We start from the raw sequence: 19,072 nt of genomic DNA, 5'->3' as shown, positions 1-19,072 counted from the left end.
TTGATTGGCGCAGAACTACTGCTGCGGGTGCGGCCAACGCAGATACGCGGCGTTGGCGCCGGCCCCCGCGCCGGCGCGGTTACGGCGCCAGCCCCGCTTGGGCTCGGGGTCCGCCGCGGCGCGCGGCTTGGTCAGCGCGCCCGAGGAGACCTCGGCGGGCTCGTAAACCGAATCCCGGTAGGGCTCCACGCCCCCGGGGGCCGCGGCGGGTTCGGCCGCCACCGGATGCACGTCGCGGGCCAGGCGCACGGCGGTGCGGGCCAGCACGACCCCACCCACGAAGATGATCAGCGCGCCCAGGCCCGAGAAGTAGGTGACCTCGAGCACCGCGCGCTTGCGTTCGGTCGCCGCGATCGGGTCACCGGCGGAGCCGATTCCCAACAGCGGGGCGACCTGGCCGCCCACGACGAACCAGGCGCCGGCCAGCACGGCCAGCCAGCCGCCCAGCATGGCGGCGACCCGGTTTCCCGCGACGATCAACAACAGGCCGCCGAGCACGGTGGCCGCGCCCGGAGCCACTTCCAGCCAGCCCCGGGCGGAGCTCCACGCCCAATCCCGGTCCGGTGTATAGGCGAAATTAAAGTGCGGACCAACAAACGGTATTAACGCCCCCCAAGCTCCCAAAATGACCAGGAGCAATCCGCTGACCGCGCCTCGCGAACGCGGCATACTCAGCCCGCGGGTTTGGCCGTCTTGTGCGTATTTCATGACATCCCCTCGTTGAATACCGGGTCTGATTCCGGCCTGGGATGGTTACCCAGCGCCTTCCACTACTAACCCACGCGGCAAACGAAAGCCACCGCTAGCCGGGGGCTTTTGAGGCTGGTGAGACTGGTGTTACTAGTGAAGGCCGAGCAACAGGAGCACGATCGCGATCGCGGGAAACGCGCCCTGCGTCGCGGCGGCACGGGCCTTGTCGCGCGCCGACGCGACCAGCACCACCGCCGCCGCGGCCATCGACCCGACGCCGGCGAAGACGAGCGCCGCACCAATGCCCCTGTGCCCCAACGCGACTGCGGCGATGCCCACGCCGGTGACGATGGCCAGGAAAAGGTTGTAGAAGCCTTGGTTGAACGCCAGCGCCTTGGTGGTCTCGGCGTCGGCCGCGGTGGTGCCGAAGGTGGCGCGGGTGCGCGGCGAGGTCCAGGTCAACGATTCGATCACAAAGATGTAGACGTGCAGCAACGCCGCCAGCGCGGCGAACACCAATGCGGCGGCGATCATCGCTCCTCCTCGCTGTTCGGGCGCCGGTGAACTCTACCGATCGGGGGTTGACCGGGCCAGCCTGACGCGGCAAGGCCCCGGTAGCCGAGGGCTACCGGGGCCTTGCCGACTCAGCGGGTCAGGCGCCCGCGTGGTGGTGCCGGTGGAACAGGCCACCGCCTTCGCCGGTGCGCCGGCGGAACAGTCCGCCACCCGTGCGCCCGCGGGGCTGCGGTCCGGCCGCGACGGCGTCGGTCCGCGCCGGCGCCGCGCCGCGGGTCTCGTCGTACATGGCCGGTTCGGCGGCCGGCACGGCCTCGCCCGCGACCGGCGCCGGGTGGGTCACCACGACGTCGCGCGCGTGCCGCACGGCCAGCCGCGCCACCGCGGCGCCGCCGAGGAACACGATCAGCGCACCCAGGCCGGTGAAGTAGGTGACCTCGAGCAGGGCGCGTTTGAGGTCCGTCGCCGCCACCGGTTGGCCGACATCGCCGATCCGGAGCGTCGACGCGAACGCGCGGCCGACCACGAACCAGGCGCCGCCGACGACCGCCAGCCAGCCGCCGAACACGGCGCTGGCCCGATTGCCGGACATGAGCACCAGCAGGCCGCCCACCGCCGTCGCGACGCCGGGGAGCACCTCCAGCCAGCCCTTGGCCGTGGTCCACGTCCAGGCCGGATCGGCCATGTACGCCCAGTCGACGTTGGGCCCGAAGAAGGGCACCAGTGCGCCCCACGCGCCCAGCAGTATCAGCAGTAGCCCGGTTAGCGCGCCGCGGGTGCGTGGCATGTACAGCGCGCGGGGTCGGTCGTAGTCGTCGCTCGTGGTCCTCATCGGAACCTCCTTCAACAGGTATCGCTGCTGTGAGCCTGGTTACCCGGCGATGCCGGGGTGTAACCGGTCGACGGCCGCGCGCGTGTTTGCTGGGGCCGTCGCAGCGGGGGTGCACACGGATGGCCCGGCGCCTGACCGGCGGCGGTCTAGCGGGTCTGACCAGGCCGGACGCCGGACCGCGCGAAGGGCCGGACCCCGCTGGGCGCAAAGGTCACGATTTGGCCGCGAAACGGCCCGGCGGGCACCGAACCAGCCGCTAGTCGAACAGGCCGGGTTGGCCCAGCCCGGTGACCCCGGCCGGCGGGGCCATGCCGAGGTGCGTCCACGCCTGGGCGGTGGCCACCCGGCCCCGCGGGGTCCGCGCGACCATGCCGGCGCGGACCAGGAACGGCTCGCACACCTCCTCGACCGTGGTGGCCTCCTCGCCCACCGCCACCGCCAGCGTCGACACCCCGACCGGGCCGCCGCCGAAGCTGCGGGTCAGCGCCGAGAGCACCGCCCGATCCAGCCGGTCCAGGCCCAGCTCGTCGACGTCGTACACCGCCAGCGCGGCCTTGGCGACATCGCGGGTGATCACGCCATCGGCGCGCACCTCGGCGAAGTCGCGAACCCGGCGCAGCAGCCGGTTGGCGATCCGCGGCGTCCCGCGCGAACGGCGGGCGATCTCCTCGGCCGCATCGCCGCCCAGCTCGATGCCCAGGATCCCGGCGGAGCGGGCCAGCACCCGCTCCAGCTCGGCGGGCTCGTAGAAGTCCATGTGCGCGGTGAAACCGAACCGGTCGCGCAGCGGGCCGGTCAACGCGCCGGACCGGGTGGTGGCGCCGACCAGGGTGAAGGGCGCCACTTCCAGGGGGATCGACGTCGCGCCGGGACCCTTGCCGACCACCACGTCGACCCGGAAGTCCTCCATGGCCAGGTACAGCATCTCCTCGGCGGGCCGGGCGATGCGGTGGATCTCGTCGATGAACAGCACGTCGTGCTCGACGAGGTTGGACAGCATGGCCGCCAAGTCACCGGCACGTTCCAGCGCGGGCCCGGACGTCAGCCGCAGCGAGGACCCCAACTCGGCGGCGATGATCATCGCCAGCGACGTCTTGCCCAGCCCCGGCGGACCGGACAACAGGATGTGATCCGGTGTGCCGCCCCGGTTTTTGGCGCCCTCGATGACCAGCTGCAGCTGTTCGCGCACCCGCGGCTGGCCGATGAACTCGCGCAGCGAGCGCGGCCGCAGGCTGACGTCGATGTCGCCCTCGCCGGACGCCAGCGCGCCGGAGACCTCCCGGTCGGCGTAGTCGTCGCCGACGTCGTGCGGACTCATCGGGCCTTGCCCAGCAACGACAGGGCGGCGCGCAGGGCGCCCGAGGTGGTGGCGTCGTGCTCGGCGGCCAGCACCTTGTCGGTGGCTTCCTCGGCCTGCTTGACGGCGAACCCGAGCCCCACCAACGCCTCCACCACCGGCCCGCGGACCGCGTGGCCGTTGAGCGCCGCACCCGGCGACGCTCCCCCGCCCGCCCCGGCGGCGCCGACCTTGTCGCGCAGTTCCAGGACCATCCGTTCGGCGCTGCGCTTGCCGATGCCGGGCACCCGGGTCAGCGCGGTGACGTCGCCGTCGTACAGCGCCTGACGCAGCGCCGCGGCGTCGTGCACGGCCAGCGTCGCCATCGCCAGCCGGGGCCCCACCCCGGACACCGACAGCAGCGTCAGGAACAGGTCGCGGGTATCGGTGTCGGTGAAGCCGTACAACGTCATCGAGTCCTCGCGCACGATCATCGCGGTGATCAGCCGCGCCTGGGTCCCGGCCCGCAACGTGGACAGGGTCGACGGGGTCGCGTTCACCCGGTAGCCGACGCCGGCGGCCTCGATCACCACGTGATCGAGCGCAACCTCGAGGACCTCGCCCCGCACCGAGGCGATCATCGCGCGGCCTTCAGCTTGGCGCCCAACTTGGCGCGGTATTTCTCGCGCTGCTCGCCGGCCATCGCTTCGGCCGCGGCCATCCGGGCGATCATCGGGGCCCGCCAGCAGTGACAGATCGCCAGGGCCAACGCGTCGGCGGCGTCGGCCGGCGACGGTTTGGCTTGCAGCGCAAGGATTCTGGTGACCATCGCGGTGACCTGCGCCTTGTCGGCCGCGCCGTTGCCGGTGACCGCGGCCTTGACCTCGCTGGGGGTGTGGAAGTGCACGTCGATGCCGCGTTTGGCGGCCGCCAGCGCGACCACGCCGCCGGCCTGGGCGGTGCCCATCACCGTCGACACGTTCAGTTGGGAGAACACCCGCTCGATCGCCACGACGTCGGGTTGGTGGGTGGCCAGCCAATGCTCGACGGCGTCGCTGATCCGCAGCAGCCGCTCGGCTAGCGGTGCGTCCGACGGGGTGCGCACCACGTCGACGTCCAGCGCCACCACCGTGCGCCCGCGCCCGCTTTCGACGACCGACAGACCGCATCGGGTCAGGCCGGGATCGACGCCCATCACCCGCATTCCCGCTCCCACCTAGTAGAACAGCTGTTCGATACCCTAGCGGCCGGCGCCGACGGGCCCGGGTAGGACACGCGGCGCCACCCCCGATTCCCGCCGCGACGTTACGGCGCCGAACCCGCGAAAAAGCTGTTAGCTTTAGCCCACGTTCGCTCGAGCAAGGTGGCAACGAAGGGGTTGGCGTGGGATCTCTGCTGGTCATGATCGCCGTGGTGCTCTTCATCGCGTCCATCGTGGTGTTGGTGGTGGCTTTGCGGCGGCCCAAGCAGCCGGCCCAGCGGGGCGGGCGCCCGGATCCGCTCGCCGCCGACGCGATGCCCCAGTTCGGGCCGCGCCAGCTCGGGCCCGGCGCCATCGTCAGCTACGGCGGTACCGACTACATCGTGCGCGGTTCGGTCACCTTCCGCGAGGGCCCCTTCGTCTGGTGGGAGCACCTGCTGGAGGGCGGCGACCAGCCGCTCTGGTTCAGCGTCGAGGAGGACGACGGGCGCCTGGAACTCGCGCTGTGGGTGACCCGCAAGGACGTGCCGCTGCGGCCCGGCGACCCCTACGTCGTCGACGGCGTGATGTTCCACGAGTCCGAACGCGGCCGCGCCTCCTATACCACCGAGGGCACCACCGGCCTGCCGGCCGGCGGCGAGATGGAGTTCGTCGACTGCACCAACGCCGACGAGTCGGCGCTGCTCTCGTTCGAGCGCTGGGCCCCGGACATGCCCTGGGAGGTCTCGACGGGCAAGTCCGTCTCGCCGGGCGAGATCACCGTGTATTCGGCGCCCCCACCCAGCCCGGCGTAGCGCAGAAGGTCAGGTCGGTGCCCCTTCATCAGCTCGCCGTGACCCCGGCCGATGTATCCGGCGACCGGCTGGGGCTGGCCCTCAACGCACCCGTGCCCGCGCCGCTGGCCAGCTGCCGGCTCGACCACCCCGGCGGCGGCCCGGCGCTACTGCTCGGGGTGCTCGGGGCCTCCCACGTCGTCGCGGTGGAGCAGGCGTTCTCGGAGGAAATCTCTTGCACCGCGCGCAATCTCGGGGCCGACCTGCCCGAGCGCACCGACGCGCCCGGCTACCGCCTGCGGTCGCGCACCGACACCCACGACGAGGCGAGCTTTCGCCGGCTCGCACGGGACCTGCGCGCCCGGTGCGCCCGCCGGGCGGGCTGGCTCGGCGGCACCTTCCCCGGCGACGACGCCGCACTGACCGTGCTGGCCGCCGAAGCCGACGGCGCCGGCTGGCGCTGGCGGACCTGGCACCTCTACCCGGGGCGGCACGGCGGAACGGTGGTCCACACGGCCAGCCGGTGGCGCCCGTGAGCCGCAACCGCCTGTTCGTGATCGCCGGCGTGCTGGGCGCCGCCGGCCTGGCGTGCCTGATCTTCGGAATCATGTTGTTGCAGAAGAACATCGGGTCATACGTCGCCGGGCACTATCACGAATACGCCCGCGACGTGAACGGGACTCGCTACCAGTGCAGCGGGTCCCCCGACCAGGTGGCCGACGCGCTCGCCGACTATGCCGAACCCAACGCGCGGGCCGACAACGGCAAAACCGAGTACCTGCGCTACAGCAACAACATCGTGATCGTCGGGCCCGACGGCGGCTACCCGTGCAGCATCCGCGTCGAACCCCTGAGCGCCGGATACAGCCACGGCGCCTTCATCTTCCTCGGCCCCGGGTTTTCCCCCGGGTCCCCATCGGGTGGCGCCGGAGGCACCCCCGGCGGCCCCGGCGGAACCAAATGACTCCCACCACCGCAAAGGAGAGCACCATGTATCTCGCCGTCGAGATCGGCACCGTCGACCTCAATCCCGTGCTGAAGGGCGCGGTCGCGACCATCCTGTACTTCGCGGTCGGCATGGCCGTGCTGCTCGTCGGGTTTTACGCGGTCGACGTGCTGACCCCGGGCAAGCTGCGCCAGCTGGTGTTCATCGACCGCCGGCCCAACGCGGTGGTGGTCGCCGGCGCGATGTACATCGCGCTGACGATCGTGATCATCACCGCGATCGCCAACAGCTACAGCCAGCTGGGCCAGGGCCTGGTGGGCGTGGCGGTGTACGGGTTGATGGGCGTGATCCTGCTGGGCGTCGCGCTGTTGACCATGCACCTGCTGATCCCGGGCAGTTTCCACGAGCACATCGACGAGCCCGAGCTGCATCCGGGATCGTTCGCGGTGGCGCTGATACTGCTCGCCGTGGGAGGGGTGACCGCCGCGGCGGTGTCATGAGCGCGGTCGGGTCTGCGGGCGAGGTGCGGGCGCCCGAGGCGACGCGGCCCGCGGCGACGTCGGGGCGGTGGCGGGCGCTGTTGCTGGCCGCCGTGGCGGCCTGCGCGGCGTGCGGCATCATCTACGAACTCGCGCTGCTGACGCTGTCGGCGAGCCTGGACGGCGGCGGCATCGTCGCCACGTCGCTGATCGTCGCGGGCTACATCGCCGCGCTGGGCGTGGGCGCCCTGGTGGTCAAACCCCTGCTGGCGCACGCCGCGATCACCTTCATCGCCGTCGAAGCGCTGCTGGGCATCGTCGGCGGCCTGTCGGCGGCGGCGCTGTACGTGGCGTTCGCGTTCGTGGACGGGTCGACGTGGGTGCTGGCGGTGGGCACCGCGCTGATCGGCGGCCTGGTCGGGGCCGAGGTGCCGCTGCTGATGACGCTGCTGCACCGGGGCCGGACAGGGCCCGACGAAGACCAGGCGGCCGATGCCGGCCGCACGCTGGCCAACCTCAACGCCGCGGACTACCTGGGCGCGCTGCTGGGCGGGCTGGTCTGGCCGTTCCTGCTGCTGCCGCAACTGGGGATGATCCGGGGCGCCGCGGCCACCGGCATGATCAACCTGGCCGCGGCGGCCGTCGTGGCGGTTTTCCTTCTGCGCCAAGTGGTTTCGATACGGCAGCTGGCGTTGGCACTGGGCGCGCTGGCCGCCGCCGCGGCGCTGCTGGCCACCCTGCTGTTGCGCTCGGCGGACATCGAAACCACAAGCAGGCAAAGGCTTTACGCGGACCCGATCATCGCCTACCGGCACACGGCCTATCAGGAGATCGTGGTGACCCGCCGCGGCAACGACACCCGGCTGTATCTGGACGGCGGGCTGCAGTTCTCCACCCGCGACGAATACCGCTACACCGAGAGTCTCGTCTACCCCGCCCTCGGCGGGGTTTCCCAAGGCGCGCGATCGGTGCTGGTGCTCGGCGGCGGAGACGGCCTGGCGGCCCGCGAATTGCTGCGTGTCCCCGGCATTTCCACGATCGTGCAAGTCGAGCTCGACCCCGCGGTGATCGACATCGCGCGCACCACGCTGCGCAACGCCAACGGCGGTTCGTTGGACAACCCGCGGGTGGCCGTGGTGACCGAGGACGCGATGAACTGGTTACGCCGGCCGAACGTGGACCGCTTCGACGCGGTCATCGTCGACCTTCCCGACCCCGACACACCGGTGCTGGGCCGGTTGTACTCGACGGAGTTCTACGCGCTGATCGCCCGCGCGCTGACCCCCGGTGGGCTGATGGCGGTGCAGGCGGGCAGCCCCTTCTCCACCCCGACGGCGTACTGGCGCACGGTGTCGACGATCCGCGCCGCCGGCTACGCCGTCACGCCGTATCACGTGCACGTGCCCACGTTCGGGGACTGGGGATTCGCCCTGGCCCAGCGCGGCGACGCCGCCCCCGCACCGAGGGTGCCCGCGAATGCGCCGCCGCTGCGTTTCCTCAATCAGCCGGTGCTCGACGCCGCCGGCGTCTTCTCCGGTGACATCGGCCCGCGGCCGGTGGAGCCGTCGACCCTGGACAATCCGCGCATCGTCGAGGACATGCGGCACGGCTACGACTAAAACCGGGGTCGGGCCCGCGAAAAGTGGCCACCCTGAGCCGGCGTGTCGTCTCCGCGAACGAAAGGACCGAACCGAAATGCAGAAACCGCGGTTGGTGGGCGAGGCGCGCCGGGCCCTCGTGCTGTTGGGCACAGTGTTCGGTCTCGCGATGCTCGGTGCTGGTGGGGCAAGTGCCGATGGTCCGGTCCAGTTGAGAAGCCGGTTAGGCGATGCCTGTGTGGACGGCCCGGGATCGGGATGGCTGGCCCCGGTGGTGGTCAACCCGTGCAACGGTGCGGACTCGCAGCGTTGGACTCTCAGCGGTATCGGGCGACTCGAGAGCGCGGCCTTTCCCGGGCAATGCCTGAATTCCGACGGCACGGGGGCGGCGCACCTCGTGGCCTGTTGGGACAGCCAGCGGTGGAACGTGCAGCCCAACGGCCAGATCACGGCCGTCCTGGGTGGTTGCCTCGCCGTCCTCGGCGGCCCCGACCCGGGGACCTGGGTGTCAACCCGCTGGTGCAATGGAGATCCAGGCCAGGGGTGGGATATCGTACCCTGACGCCGCAGGCCTATTCTTCGTCGAGCGCGGCCAGCACCTCGTCGGACAGGTCGACGTTCGTCCAGACGTTCTGCACGTCGTCACTGTCCTCCAGGGCGTCGACGAGCTTGAACACCTTGCGCGCGCCCTCGACGTCGACCGGCACGCTGACGGACGGCTGGAAGCTGGCCTCCGCGGACTCGTAGTCGATGCCGGCGTCCTGTAGTGCGGTGCGTACCGCGACCAGGTCGGTCGGCTCGGAGATGATCTCGAAGCTGTCGCCGAGGTCGTTGACGTCCTCGGCGCCGGCGTCCAGCACCGCGGTCAGCACGTCGTCCTCGGTCAGGCCGTTCTTCTCCAGCGTGACGACGCCCTTGCGGGTGAACAGGTAGGACACCGAGCCGGGATCGGCCATGTTGCCGCCGTTGCGGGTGACCGCGACCCGGACCTCGCCGGCGGCCCGGTTGCGGTTGTCGGTCAGACACTCGATGAGCACCGCCACGCCGTTGGGCCCGTAGCCCTCGTACATGATGGTCTGGTAGTCGGCGCCGCCGGCTTCCTCGCCCGCCCCACGCTTGCGGGCGCGCTCGATGTTGTCGTTGGGCACCGAGGTCTTCTTCGCCTTCTGGATGGCGTCGTAGAGCGTCGGGTTGCCCGCCGGGTCACCGCCGCCGGTGCGGGCGGCGACCTCGATGTTCTTGATCAGCCGGGCGAACTCCTTGCCGCGGCGCGCGTCTTTGACGGCCTTCTGGTGCTTGGTGGTGGCCCACTTGGAATGGCCGCTCATCGCTGTCCTATCTGAAAGTCCTCTTGTTTTTGTGGCCAGACGAGTCTACGTGGACGCCCGATGCGCCGACCGTCACGCCAGCATGGCAGTCGTTACCGGACGTCACTCCTGCGTGACGCTCGGCGGCCCCGGTGCGGTCAATCGTCACCTCCGGTGACGAGGTCGACGAACAGGTGGTGGATGCGCCGGTCGCCGGTCATCTCGGGGTGAAACGCCGTCGCCAGGTTGCGTCCTTGCCGCACCGCGACGCCATGTCCGGCCGCGCTGGCCAGCACCTCGACGCCGTCGCCCGTGCGCTCCACCCAGGGGGCGCGGATGAACACCGCGCGCACCGGATCGTCGAGCCCAGCGAACGGGATGTCACCCTCGAACGAGTCGACCTGTCGTCCAAAAGCGTTGCGCCGCACCGTCATATCGATCGCCCGCAGCGGTAGCGCCTCGCGCCCGCCCGCGCCGGCGTCCAGAATCTCGCTGGCCAGCAGGATCATTCCGGCGCAGGCGCCGTAGGCGGGCAGCCCGTCGGCCAGCAGGCCCCGCAACGGCTCCAGCAGCCCGAGATCTCCCAGCAGATGGCTCATGGTGGTCGATTCGCCACCGGGGATGACCAACCCGTCGACCGACTCGAGCTCGCTGCGCCGCCGCACCGGCATCGATTCGGCGCCGGCCTCGCCCAGGGCGGCCAGGTGTTCGCGGGTGTCGCCCTGCAGCGCCAGCACCCCGATCCTGGGATGGGTCACGGCGCGCTCACGTCGGCTGGTATCCGCGCTTGAAGCGGGTCAGCCCCTCCTGCATGACCGCCGCGACCATCTCACCGGACTGGGTGAAGATCTTGCCCTGGCACAGCGAGCGGCCGCCGCTGGCCGACGGCGAGCTCTGGTCGTAGAGCAGCCATTCGTCGGCCCGGAACGCCCGCATGAACCACATCGCGTGGTCCAGCGACGCCACCTGCAGGTGCTCGCGCACGTCGAGATGGGTGACCTGGGCCGATCCCAGCAGCGTCAGGTCGCTCATGTAGGCCAGCGCGCAGATGTGCAGCACCGGGTCGTCCGGCAGCGGATCACGATGGCGGAACCACACCTGCTGCTGGGAAGCCTTACCCGGCGACAGCTGCAGCCGATCGCGCGGCACGATGCAGACGTCCCACTCCTCGAACTGCTTGAATCCCGCGTCGTCGAAGACCTTGATCGAGTCCAGCCCCGGCAGCCCGTCCGGCGGCGGCGCGGCCGGCATCGGGTCCTGGTGGTGGATGCCCTCCTGGTCGGTATGGAAGGAGGCGCCCATGGAAAAGATGATTTCGCCGTGCTGGATGGCGTTCACCCGCCGGGTGGCGAAGGACCCGCCGTCGCGGGAGCGCTCGACGATGAAGACCGTGCGCTCCTTGGCGTCCCCGGGCCGCAGGAAGTACCCGTGCAGCGAATGCACCTGATAGTGCGGGTCGACGGTGCGCACCGCCGACACCAGCGACTGCCCGGCTACATGCCCCCCGAAGGTGCGCTGCAAAAATCCCGACTCTGGGCTGAAGATGCTGCCCCGGTAGATGTTGAACTCGAGTTGCTCGAGATCAAGAATCTCTTCGATCGCCACGGAGAAGTTTTACCAGCCGCGTTCGGCCAGCCGGTGCGGCTCCGCGATCTGTTCGACGTTGATGCCGACCATCGCCTCGCCCAACCCGCGCGACACCTTGGCCAGCACGTCGGGGTCGTCATAGAACGTGGTCGCCTTGACGATCGCGGCAGCGCGCGCGGCGGGGTCACCGGACTTGAAGATGCCCGAGCCCACGAACACGCCCTCGGCGCCGAGCTGCATCATCATCGCCGCATCCGCCGGGGTGGCGATGCCGCCCGCGGTGAACAGCGTCACCGGCAGCTTGCCCGCCCGGGCCACCTCCACGACCAGGTCGTAGGGGGCCTGCAATTCCTTTGCGGCCACGAACAATTCGTCTTCGGACAGCGATGTCAGGCGGCGGATCTCGCCGCCGATGGCCCGCATGTGCGTGGTCGCGTTGGAGACGTCGCCGGTGCCGGCCTCGCCCTTGGAGCGGATCATGGCCGCGCCCTCGCTGATGCGCCGCAGCGCCTCACCGAGGTTGGTCGCCCCGCACACGAACGGCACGGTGAACTTCCATTTGTCGATGTGGTGGGTGTAGTCGGCCGGGGTGAGCACCTCGGACTCGTCGACGTAGTCCACGCCGAGGCTCTGCAGGATCTGCGCCTCGACGAAGTGGCCGATGCGGGCCTTGGCCATCACCGGGATGGTCACCGCGGCAATGATGCCCTCGATCATGTCCGGGTCGCTCATCCGCGACACCCCGCCCTGGGCGCGGATGTCGGCGGGCACCCGTTCCAGCGCCATGACGGCCACGGCGCCGGCGGCCTCGGCGATCTTGGCCTGCTCGGGGGTGACGACGTCCATGATGACGCCGCCCTTGAGCATCTCGGCCATGCCGCGCTTGACGCGCGCCGTCCCGGTTCGCCCGTTGCCGTTCGGGGGGTGGGCGGTACTCACTGCTTGATCTCCTTCAACCGTTGTCGACCCAGTCTAATGAGGCGCTTTGGCCGCGTTCACCACGCGGAGTCAGCGGATGGACAGCAGCGGGCCGGGCGCGCGGCCGCCGGCCAGCGCGGCCGCGTCGGTGAGCAGTCCGGATAGCTGCATGGGATACACCGTCTCCCCCGCCGCCACCAGCTGCGCGATGTCAGCAGCGTCACACCAGCGGTGGCCGTGGATGTAGCTGCGTTCCAGCTCGGTTCGTCCGGTGCGCGACGGCTCGAACCGCCGGGTGCGGTAGACGAAGTAGAACTCCTCGCTGTCGATCAGCGAGCCGTTGAACTCGAAGACCTCGTCGCGGCGCCAGACCGGCCCGATCATCTCGGCCGGCGCGACCCGCAGGCCGGTTTCCTCGGCCAGCTCCCGCGCGGCGGCCTCGGCCAGCCGCTCCCCTTGCTGAACTTCGCCGCCCACCGTGAACCACCATTTCGGCGCGTGCCGCTCGGCCAGCGCGGGGTCCGACCCGCACAGCAGCAGCACCGCGCCGGTCTCGTCGAGCAGCACGACGCGCGCCGAGGTGCGGTGGTTGAGGACGCCGTGATCGCCGTGGGCCAGCGCGTGTGGTCGCTCGACGATCTCGAAATAGCTCGGCAGCGCCGCGGTGCCGCCCAGGTGAAAGAGCCGCACCAGGGGCCGTTCGGCCAGGGCCAGGGTGTCGCGGACCGCGTCGTTGTGGAAGCGGCGGGCCAGCACCACCCGGGCCTCGGCGTCGGCCAGCTCGGCGATCAGCCCGGCCGGCAGCGACGCCGGATCGACGACGGCCAGCGCGGCCGACAGCTCGTTCTCGGCGTTCTCCCGCGCGGGCCGGGGCGCGCCTTCGGCGGCGTCGGCCAGCGCCGCCAGCCGTCGCCCTTCGGACGCGCCGCCGTAGGCGTCGATGGCGACCGCGCGCGACACCACCGCGCGCCGGGCCAGCGCGCCGTCGAGTGCCTGCCAGGACAGGTCGTAGCGGACGTGCAGCCGGTCCAGCCGGTTGGCGGTCCGGTAGGCCCAGGCGCCGACGACCGCCAGCACCGCGACGAAGACCGCGATGGCGACAATCAGCCATGTCATCAACTGGCCACCTCAACCTTGGCGCCTGACGCGGCGACCGTCTCGTACACCCGCATGATCTGGCTGGCGACCACTGACCAGTCGTAGCGCTGGACAGCTGCCGAACCGGCCGCCACATATCGTTCCCGCAGCACATCATCCTCCAGCACCGCGATCAGCGCATCGGCAAGCGCGTCGCTGTCGCCGACGGGCACCAGGCAGCCCACGTCACCGTTGGCCAGCACGCGCCGGAAGGCGTCCAGGTCGCTGGCCACCACCGGCGTCCCGGCGGCCAGCGCCTCGACGAGGACGATGCCGAAGCTCTCCCCGCCGAGGTTGGGCGCGCAATACACGTCCGCGCTGCGCATGGCCGAGGCCTTCCCGGCATCGTCGACCTGGCCCAGAAAGCGGATCCGGTCCACGAATTCGCCTGCCGCGACGCGCAATTGGTCCTCGTCGCCGCGGCCGACGACCAGCAGCTGCACGTCATCGACCCGCTCGACCAGCCCGGGCAGCGCCTCGAGCAGCACCGACATGCCCTTGCGCGGTTCGTCGTAGCGGCCCAGGAACAGCACGGTCTTGCCGGCGCGCGGGTAGCCGTCCAGGGGCGGGGCGGAGGCGAACGAGGCGACGTCGACGCCGTTGGGGATCTCCACCGCGTCGGTGCCCAGCGCCTCCATCTGCCAGCGTCGCGCCAGGTCGGAGACCGCGATCCGGCCGACGATCTTCTCGTGCATCGGGCGCAGGATGCCCTGAAACACCGTCAGCGTCAGCGATTTGGTGGTCGACGTGTGAAACGTCGCCACGATCGGGCCCTCGGCGATGTTGAGGGCCAGCATGGACAGGCTCGGTGCGTTGGGCTCGTGCAGGTGCAGCACGTCGAATTCGCCTTCGGCGAGCCACTTTTTGACCTTGCGGTGGGTGGCCGGCCCGAACCGCAGCCGGGCCACGGACCCGTTGTAGGGAATCGGGACGGCCTTGCCGGCCGAGACGACGTAGTCGGGCAGCGCGGCGTGCGGCGAGGACGGCGCGAGCACGCTGACGTCATGGCCCCGGGCGCGCATCACCTCGGCCAGTTGCAGGACGTGCGACTGCACCCCGCCCGGAACGTCGAACGAGTAGGGGCAGACCATCCCGATCCGCATCAGGTGTCCTTTAGCCGGGCCTGCTTGGCTTCCGGGAGGTCGGCCAGCCACTGCGGCTGCATCATGTGCCAGTCCTCGGGACGGGCGGCGATGTTCTTGGCGAAATGATCGGCCAACACCTGGGTGATGGCGCCGACGTCGCCGCCGGTGCAATCCAGCGGCGACTGTATGTCGACGCCCCAGCCCCGCTCCTCGAACCAGCAGTGCGCCGGCAGCAGGGCCGCGCCGGTCGCGATCGCGAGCTTCGCCGGCCCGGCCGGCATCCGGGTGGGCTCACCGAAGAAGTCGACCTGCACGCCGGTGCGGGTCAGGTCGCGCTCGGCCATCAGGCACACCACCCGGTTGGCCCGCAGCCGATCGCACAACACGTCGAACGCCGGCCGCTCTCCCCCGGACAGCGGCAGCACCTCGAAGCCGAGGCCCTCGCGGTAGGCGATGAAGCGCCGATACAGCGACTCGGGTTTGAGGCGCTCGGCGACGGTGGTGAAGGTGCCGTGGGTCTGCGCCAGCCATACCCCGGCCATGTCCCAGTTGCCGCTGTGCGGCAACGCGATCACCGCGCCGCGGCCGCTGGCCAGCGCCGCCTCGATGTTCTCTCGCCCCAGCACCGAGTCGTGCAGCGCGCGGCCCACCGCAACCAGGTCCATGCCCGGCAGCCGGAACGCCTCGCGCCAGTAGCGGGCGTAGGAGGCCAGCGAGGCCCGCATCAGCGAGTCCGGCACCTCCTCGGGCGGCACAGCAATGACGCGGGCCAGGTTCTTGCGCAGCTGGTCGGGGCCGCCGCCGCGGGCGGCATAGCGCGCCCCGGCCTCAAAGGCGTTGCGCGCGGCGAACTCCGGCATCGCCCGCACCGCCATCCACCCCGAGGCGTATGCCCAGTCGGCGCCCATCCCGCCCGTCAGGCGGCCCACCGTCCGGCTGGCCAGCTGGCGGGCCATCCGGCGTTGCGCCCCAAGCGTTTTCATGCCCGGCGGAGTGGGAATCACGGGCCGTCCGATCCGACCAGCCGGTCGGTCGCCCCCGGCGAGGTGCGCACCGCGTGCAGCCGCTGCGCGCAGGTGAGCAGGCTGGCCAGCGCCAGCACCCACATGGCGACCGGCAGCGCGGGCGGCCAGGCGACGTAGGGAAAGTCCGACACTCCCGCGCCGACCAGCACGATGATCAGCCGCTCCGGCCGTTCGATCAGGCCCCCGTCGCCGCGCAGCCCGCTGGCTTCCGCGCGGGCCTTGATGTAGGAGATCACCTGCGAGGTGACCAGGCAGATCAGCGTCGCCACCGCCAGCAGCTTGTCGTGCAGGCCGAAGACGATCCACCACAGCAGCCCGCAGAACACCGCGCCGTCGCTGACCCGGTCGCAGGTGGCGTCCAGCACCGCGCCGAATCGGGTGCCGCCGCCGCGTTCCCGGGCCATCGCCCCGTCGAGCATGTCGAAGAGGACGAAGAACCAGACCACCAGCGTGCCGATGAACAGCTTGCCCATCGGGAACAGGATCAGCGCCCCGGCCACCGCGACGATGGTGCCCAGGACGGTGACGACGTCGGGGGTCAATCCCAGCCGCAGGCATGCCCGTGCGGTCGGAGTGGTCAGCCGCGCGAACGCCGCCCGCGACAGGAACGGCACTCTACTCATGCGCGCCGCTCTCCCCCGCAAGCGGGAGGCGCCCCCGCCTCATCGCTTCGTCCCCCGCAAGCGGGTGGTACCCCCGCTGCATCGTCGCCACCGCGGCTCATGGTTGCTTCGTCCACTCCGTGGCCAGCAGTTGACGCGTCTCGCGCAGCAATTGCGGGATCACCTTGGACCCGCCGATGATGGTGATGAAATTCGCGTCGCCACCCCAGCGCGGCACCACGTGCACGTGCAGGTGTTCGGCCAGCGAGCCACCCGCCGACGTCCCCAGGTTCAGGCCGACGTTGAAACCGTGCGGCCGGGACACGTTCTTGATGACGCGAATTGCCTTCTGAATGAAGGACATCAGCTCCGCGCTTTCCGGGTCGGTCAGATCCTCGAGTTCGGAGACCCGCCGATAGGGCACCACCATCAGGTGGCCGGGGTTGTACGGATACAGGTTGAGCACGGCGTAGACGAGTTCGCCGCGCGCGACCACCAGGCCGTCTTCGTCGGCGAGGTGCGGAATGTCGGTGAACGGCTGCTCGCTCTTGCTCGACGAGTTGGGGTCGCGCTTCAGCGGCGCCTCGGCCAGGTAGGTCATCCGGTACGGCGTCCACAGCCGCTGCAGGTGGTCTTGCTCGCCGACACCCCTGTCCAGGATGGTGTCGTCGGTGCCCTGCTCGGCCGGTTGGCGATCACTCACAGTCACTCACCACTTGACACTTTCACGAGTTCGGCTGTGGGCACGGAATTCTCGCGATCGGCGATCCACTTCACGATCGCGTCGACCGCGCTGTCGCGGGGCACGCCGTTGATCTGGGTGCGGTCCCCGAACCGGAAGCTGACGGCGCCGGCCTCGACGTCGCGGTCGCCGGCCAGCAACATGAACGGGACCTTCTGATTCGTGTGGTTGACGATCTTCTTGGCCATCCGGTCGTCGCTGGCGTCGACCTCGATCCGCACCCCGTGCGATTTCAACTGTGCGGCAATGCTTTCCAGGTATTCCACGTGGTCGTCGGCGACCGGTATGCCCACCACCTGCACCGGCGCCAGCCACGCCGGGAACGCCCCCGCGTAGTGCTCGGTGAGGATGCCGAAGAATCGCTCGATCGATCCGAACAGCGCGCGGTGGATCAGCACCGGCCGCTGCCGCGACCCGTCGGACGCGGTGTATTCCAGCTCGAATCGGTCGGGCATGTTGAAGTCGAGCTGGATGGTCGACATCTGCCAGCTGCGGCCCAACGCGTCCTTGACCTGCACCGAGATCTTCGGGCCGTAGAACGCCGCGCCACCGGGGTCGGGAACGAAATGCAACCCGGACGCCACGGCGACCTCGCGCAGGACTTCGGTGGCCTCGTCCCACATCTCGTCGGAGCCCGAGTACTTCTCCGGGTCCTTGGTGGACAGTTCCAGGTAGAAGTCGTTGAGCCCGTAGTCGGCCAGCAGGTCGAGCACGAAGCGCAGCAGCGAGGTCAGCTCGTCGCGCATCTGCTCCCGCGTGCAGTAGATGTGGGCGTCGTCCTGGGTCATGCCGCGCACCCGGGTCAGGCCGTGCACCACGCCCGACTTCTCGTAGCGGTACACGCTGCCGAATTCGAAGAGCCGCAACGGAAGCTCACGGTACGAGCGGCCGCGCGACCGGTAGATCAGGTGGTGCATCGGGCAGTTCATCGGCTTGAGGTAGTAGTCCTGCCCGGGCTTGCGCACCGTGCCGTCCGCGTTGAACTCCGCGTCGAGGTGCATCGGCGGGTACATGCCGTCGGCGTACCACTCGAGGTGGCCCGACGTGATGTACAGCTGTTCCTTGGTGATGTGCGGGGTGTTGACGAACTCGTAGCCGGCCTCGATGTGCTTGCGCCGCGAGTACTCCTCCAGCTCGCGACGGATGATGCCGCCCTTGGGGTGGAAAACCGCCAGGCCGGAACCGATTTCGTCGGGGAAGCTGAACAGGTCCAGCTCGACGCCCAGCCTGCGGTGGTCGCGGCGCTGGGCCTCTTCGATCAGCTCGAGGTAGGCGTCCAGCGCCTCCTGTGACTCCCAGGCGGTGCCGTAGATGCGTTGCAGACTGGCGTTGCTCTGGTCGCCGCGCCAGTAGGCGGCCGAGCTTCGGGTCAGCTTGAACGCAGGGATGTGCTTGGTCGTCGGGATGTGCGGACCCCGGCACAGATCACCCCAAACCCGTTGCCGGGTACGGGGATTGAGGTTGTCATAGGCGGTGAGTTCGTCATTGGAACCAGGGGGGCCGACCTCCATTATTTCGGGGTCGCCGGACTTGTCGTCGACGAGTTCGAGCTTGTACGGCTCGTTGGCCAGCTCGGTGCGCGCCTGGTCCTTGGACTCGTACACCCGCCGCTCGAACAGCTGGCCCTCTTTGACGATCTGGCGCATCCGCTTTTCCAGCTTGGCCAGATCTTCCGGTGTGAACGGCTCCGGCACGTCGAAGTCGTAGTAGAAGCCGTCGGTGATCGGCGGCCCGATCCCCAGCTTGGCTTGCGGGAACAGCTCCTGGACGGCTTGGGCCAGTACGTGGGCGGCCGAATGCCGGATGACGCTGCGGCCCTCGTCGGTGTTGGCGGCCACCGGGACCACCTCGGCGTCGGCGTCGGGCGTCCAGCTCAGGTCGCGCAGCTTTCCCGAGTCGTCGCGCACCACCACGACGGCATCGGGCGTGCCGCGCCTCGGCAACCCGGCTTCGCCGACCGCGGCGGCCGCGGTGGTCCCGGCGGGCACCCGGATAGGGGCAAGCGGGACGTGGTTGGCGGGGGCGCTCATGAGGCTGGTTCTCCAAGGTTGGTCGTGTGAGGCGTCGATCGCTGCAATGCTATCGGGGCCGACCCCGCTCAGGGCTGGCCAGGTTTGAGCCGCACGAACAACGCGTCGGCTTCGGTCAGCAACCGATCACCGTCGGTCAGCCGGCCCGACACGAAGATCTTGCGCCCGTCCACCCGATCGACGCCCGCGTCGAACTGCAGTTCCTTTTCGATCGGGACGATGTGGCGGTAGTCGATCTTGAGGTAGGCGGTGCGCTGGGCATGCTGTTCGACTCGGTCCTCGGGTTGTCGGCCTCGGTGCTCACCGGCAACCCGCGCCAGCGCACCGC

General features: G+C 70.1%; 22 protein-coding genes and 2 pseudogenes. 6 read left to right on the top strand and 18 right to left on the bottom strand.

Annotated elements, in window-relative coordinates; translation table 11 throughout:
• Positions 1 to 15 precede the first annotated feature (15 nt).
• From A5624_RS07355 to ruvC, 6 genes are all read right to left on the bottom strand, one after another.
• The gene (locus A5624_RS07355; RefSeq protein ID WP_066863865.1) at positions 16 to 708 is read right to left on the bottom strand and encodes a hypothetical protein; all 693 of its coding nucleotides are present in this window, start codon (positions 706 to 708) and stop codon (positions 16 to 18) included.
• A gap of 132 nt (positions 709 to 840) precedes the next feature.
• Positions 841 to 1,224, bottom strand: a complete 384-nt coding sequence (locus tag A5624_RS07350; protein WP_066863863.1) for a DUF1304 domain-containing protein — start codon at positions 1,222 to 1,224, stop codon at positions 841 to 843.
• 118 nt (positions 1,225 to 1,342) lie between these two features.
• On the bottom strand, positions 1,343 to 2,038 hold the full coding sequence (locus A5624_RS07345; protein ID WP_066863861.1) for a hypothetical protein: 696 nt from the start codon (positions 2,036 to 2,038) through the stop codon (positions 1,343 to 1,345).
• A 256-nt stretch (positions 2,039 to 2,294) separates the two neighbouring features.
• Positions 2,295 to 3,356 carry a Holliday junction branch migration DNA helicase RuvB gene (gene ruvB / locus A5624_RS07340; RefSeq protein WP_066863860.1) on the bottom strand — a complete coding sequence of 354 codons (1,062 nt, stop codon included), beginning with the start codon at positions 3,354 to 3,356 and terminating at the stop codon, positions 2,295 to 2,297.
• Positions 3,353 to 3,955: a Holliday junction branch migration protein RuvA gene (gene ruvA, locus A5624_RS07335; RefSeq protein ID WP_066863857.1), complete on the bottom strand. Its 603-nt coding sequence runs from the start codon at positions 3,953 to 3,955 to the stop codon at positions 3,353 to 3,355. Before ruvA ends, ruvB begins: the two co-directional genes overlap by 4 nt.
• Entirely contained in the window at positions 3,952 to 4,518 is a 567-nt protein-coding gene (gene ruvC / locus A5624_RS07330; protein WP_066863854.1) for a crossover junction endodeoxyribonuclease RuvC, read from the bottom strand. Before ruvC ends, ruvA begins: the two co-directional genes overlap by 4 nt.
• Positions 4,519 to 4,697: 179 nt before the next feature.
• Here ruvC and A5624_RS07325 point away from each other — a divergent pair, with 179 nt between their 5' ends.
• From A5624_RS07325 to A5624_RS07300, 6 genes are all read left to right on the top strand, one after another.
• A complete protein-coding gene (locus A5624_RS07325; RefSeq protein WP_066863852.1) occupies positions 4,698 to 5,309 on the top strand; it encodes a DUF4178 domain-containing protein in 612 nt (203 codons plus the stop codon).
• A 17-nt stretch (positions 5,310 to 5,326) separates the two neighbouring features.
• Entirely contained in the window at positions 5,327 to 5,824 is a 498-nt protein-coding gene (locus tag A5624_RS07320) for a DUF2617 family protein (protein ID WP_066863850.1), read from the top strand.
• Positions 5,821 to 6,252, top strand: a complete 432-nt coding sequence (locus tag A5624_RS07315; RefSeq protein WP_066863880.1) for a DUF4247 domain-containing protein — start codon at positions 5,821 to 5,823, stop codon at positions 6,250 to 6,252. The genes A5624_RS07320 and A5624_RS07315 overlap by 4 nt, the downstream gene beginning before the upstream one ends.
• A gap of 26 nt (positions 6,253 to 6,278) precedes the next feature.
• The gene (locus tag A5624_RS07310; protein WP_066863848.1) at positions 6,279 to 6,734 is read left to right on the top strand and encodes a DUF350 domain-containing protein; all 456 of its coding nucleotides are present in this window, start codon (positions 6,279 to 6,281) and stop codon (positions 6,732 to 6,734) included.
• The gene (locus A5624_RS07305) at positions 6,731 to 8,332 is read left to right on the top strand and encodes a polyamine aminopropyltransferase (protein WP_066863846.1); all 1,602 of its coding nucleotides are present in this window, start codon (positions 6,731 to 6,733) and stop codon (positions 8,330 to 8,332) included. The genes A5624_RS07310 and A5624_RS07305 overlap by 4 nt, the downstream gene beginning before the upstream one ends.
• Before the next feature lie 76 nt (positions 8,333 to 8,408).
• Positions 8,409 to 8,873: an RICIN domain-containing protein gene (locus tag A5624_RS07300; RefSeq protein WP_066863843.1), complete on the top strand. Its 465-nt coding sequence runs from the start codon at positions 8,409 to 8,411 to the stop codon at positions 8,871 to 8,873.
• Between the two features lie 10 nt (positions 8,874 to 8,883).
• On the opposite strand, the gene A5624_RS07295 is transcribed toward A5624_RS07300, so the two are convergent.
• The 12 genes and pseudogenes from A5624_RS07295 to A5624_RS07245 all read right to left on the bottom strand — a co-directional run.
• Entirely contained in the window at positions 8,884 to 9,639 is a 756-nt protein-coding gene (locus A5624_RS07295) for a YebC/PmpR family DNA-binding transcriptional regulator (protein ID WP_066863840.1), read from the bottom strand.
• Between the two features lie 137 nt (positions 9,640 to 9,776).
• A complete protein-coding gene (pdxT, locus tag A5624_RS07290) occupies positions 9,777 to 10,376 on the bottom strand; it encodes a pyridoxal 5'-phosphate synthase glutaminase subunit PdxT (RefSeq protein ID WP_066863837.1) in 600 nt (199 codons plus the stop codon).
• Between the two features lie 7 nt (positions 10,377 to 10,383).
• Positions 10,384 to 11,223 (bottom strand): acyl-CoA thioesterase II, encoded by an 840-nt coding sequence (gene tesB / locus A5624_RS07285; RefSeq protein ID WP_066863834.1) that lies wholly within the window; start codon positions 11,221 to 11,223, stop codon positions 10,384 to 10,386.
• A 9-nt stretch (positions 11,224 to 11,232) separates the two neighbouring features.
• Entirely contained in the window at positions 11,233 to 12,144 is a 912-nt protein-coding gene (pdxS, locus tag A5624_RS07280; protein ID WP_066863831.1) for a pyridoxal 5'-phosphate synthase lyase subunit PdxS, read from the bottom strand.
• A 69-nt stretch (positions 12,145 to 12,213) separates the two neighbouring features.
• Positions 12,214 to 13,239, bottom strand: a complete 1,026-nt coding sequence (locus A5624_RS07275) for an NUDIX domain-containing protein (RefSeq protein ID WP_066863828.1) — start codon at positions 13,237 to 13,239, stop codon at positions 12,214 to 12,216.
• Positions 13,239 to 14,363, bottom strand: coding sequence for a glycosyltransferase family 4 protein (locus tag A5624_RS07270; protein ID WP_066863825.1), 1,125 nt, complete (start codon positions 14,361 to 14,363; stop codon positions 13,239 to 13,241). Before A5624_RS07270 ends, A5624_RS07275 begins: the two co-directional genes overlap by 1 nt.
• Positions 14,363 to 15,301: a phosphatidylinositol mannoside acyltransferase gene (locus tag A5624_RS07265; RefSeq protein ID WP_156748900.1), complete on the bottom strand. Its 939-nt coding sequence runs from the start codon at positions 15,299 to 15,301 to the stop codon at positions 14,363 to 14,365. The genes A5624_RS07270 and A5624_RS07265 overlap by 1 nt, the downstream gene beginning before the upstream one ends.
• 44 nt (positions 15,302 to 15,345) lie before the next feature.
• The gene (pgsA, locus tag A5624_RS07260) at positions 15,346 to 15,993 is read right to left on the bottom strand and encodes a phosphatidylinositol phosphate synthase (RefSeq protein ID WP_066863819.1); all 648 of its coding nucleotides are present in this window, start codon (positions 15,991 to 15,993) and stop codon (positions 15,346 to 15,348) included.
• Position 15,994: 1 nt separating this feature from the next.
• Positions 15,995 to 16,094: pseudogene (locus A5624_RS29450) on the bottom strand (hypothetical protein); the annotation flags it as partial.
• Positions 16,091 to 16,675 (bottom strand): HIT domain-containing protein, encoded by a 585-nt coding sequence (locus A5624_RS07255; protein WP_066863818.1) that lies wholly within the window; start codon positions 16,673 to 16,675, stop codon positions 16,091 to 16,093. The pseudogene A5624_RS29450 and the gene A5624_RS07255, both read right to left, overlap by 4 nt.
• Before the next feature lie 2 nt (positions 16,676 to 16,677).
• Positions 16,678 to 18,744, bottom strand: a complete 2,067-nt coding sequence (gene thrS, locus A5624_RS07250) for a threonine--tRNA ligase (protein WP_066863815.1) — start codon at positions 18,742 to 18,744, stop codon at positions 16,678 to 16,680.
• A 68-nt stretch (positions 18,745 to 18,812) separates the two neighbouring features.
• Positions 18,813 to 19,072 (bottom strand): annotated as a pseudogene (locus A5624_RS07245) (PaaI family thioesterase); the annotation flags it as partial.

The organism is Mycobacterium sp. 1482292.6, assembly GCF_001672995.1.
In the GTDB taxonomy this organism is placed as follows: domain Bacteria; phylum Actinomycetota; class Actinomycetes; order Mycobacteriales; family Mycobacteriaceae; genus Mycobacterium; species Mycobacterium europaeum_A.
This window is presented reverse-complemented; position numbering and strand designations above follow the sequence as displayed.

What these genes read in the sequence shown, in the direction of transcription:
- A5624_RS07355 (WP_066863865.1), bottom strand. Translation starts at nt 708, where the DNA reads ATGAAATACGCACAAGACGGCCAAACCCGCGGGCTGAGTATGCCGCGT.
- A5624_RS07350 (WP_066863863.1), bottom strand. Translation starts at nt 1,224, where the DNA reads ATGATCGCCGCCGCATTGGTGTTCGCCGCGCTGGCGGCGTTGCTGCAC.
- A5624_RS07345 (WP_066863861.1), bottom strand. Translation starts at nt 2,038, where the DNA reads ATGAGGACCACGAGCGACGACTACGACCGACCCCGCGCGCTGTACATG.
- ruvB (WP_066863860.1), bottom strand. Translation starts at nt 3,356, where the DNA reads ATGAGTCCGCACGACGTCGGCGACGACTACGCCGACCGGGAGGTCTCC.
- ruvA (WP_066863857.1), bottom strand. Translation starts at nt 3,955, where the DNA reads ATGATCGCCTCGGTGCGGGGCGAGGTCCTCGAGGTTGCGCTCGATCAC.
- ruvC (WP_066863854.1), bottom strand. Translation starts at nt 4,518, where the DNA reads ATGCGGGTGATGGGCGTCGATCCCGGCCTGACCCGATGCGGTCTGTCG.
- A5624_RS07310 (WP_066863848.1), top strand. Translation starts at nt 6,279, where the DNA reads ATGTATCTCGCCGTCGAGATCGGCACCGTCGACCTCAATCCCGTGCTG.
- A5624_RS07305 (WP_066863846.1), top strand. Translation starts at nt 6,731, where the DNA reads ATGAGCGCGGTCGGGTCTGCGGGCGAGGTGCGGGCGCCCGAGGCGACG.
- A5624_RS07300 (WP_066863843.1), top strand. Translation starts at nt 8,409, where the DNA reads ATGCAGAAACCGCGGTTGGTGGGCGAGGCGCGCCGGGCCCTCGTGCTG.
- A5624_RS07295 (WP_066863840.1), bottom strand. Translation starts at nt 9,639, where the DNA reads ATGAGCGGCCATTCCAAGTGGGCCACCACCAAGCACCAGAAGGCCGTC.
- A5624_RS07275 (WP_066863828.1), bottom strand. Translation starts at nt 13,239, where the DNA reads ATGACATGGCTGATTGTCGCCATCGCGGTCTTCGTCGCGGTGCTGGCG.
- A5624_RS07270 (WP_066863825.1), bottom strand. Translation starts at nt 14,363, where the DNA reads ATGCGGATCGGGATGGTCTGCCCCTACTCGTTCGACGTTCCGGGCGGG.
- A5624_RS07265 (WP_156748900.1), bottom strand. Translation starts at nt 15,301, where the DNA reads ATGGCCCGCCAGCTGGCCAGCCGGACGGTGGGCCGCCTGACGGGCGGG.
- pgsA (WP_066863819.1), bottom strand. Translation starts at nt 15,993, where the DNA reads ATGAGTAGAGTGCCGTTCCTGTCGCGGGCGGCGTTCGCGCGGCTGACC.
- thrS (WP_066863815.1), bottom strand. Translation starts at nt 18,744, where the DNA reads ATGAGCGCCCCCGCCAACCACGTCCCGCTTGCCCCTATCCGGGTGCCC.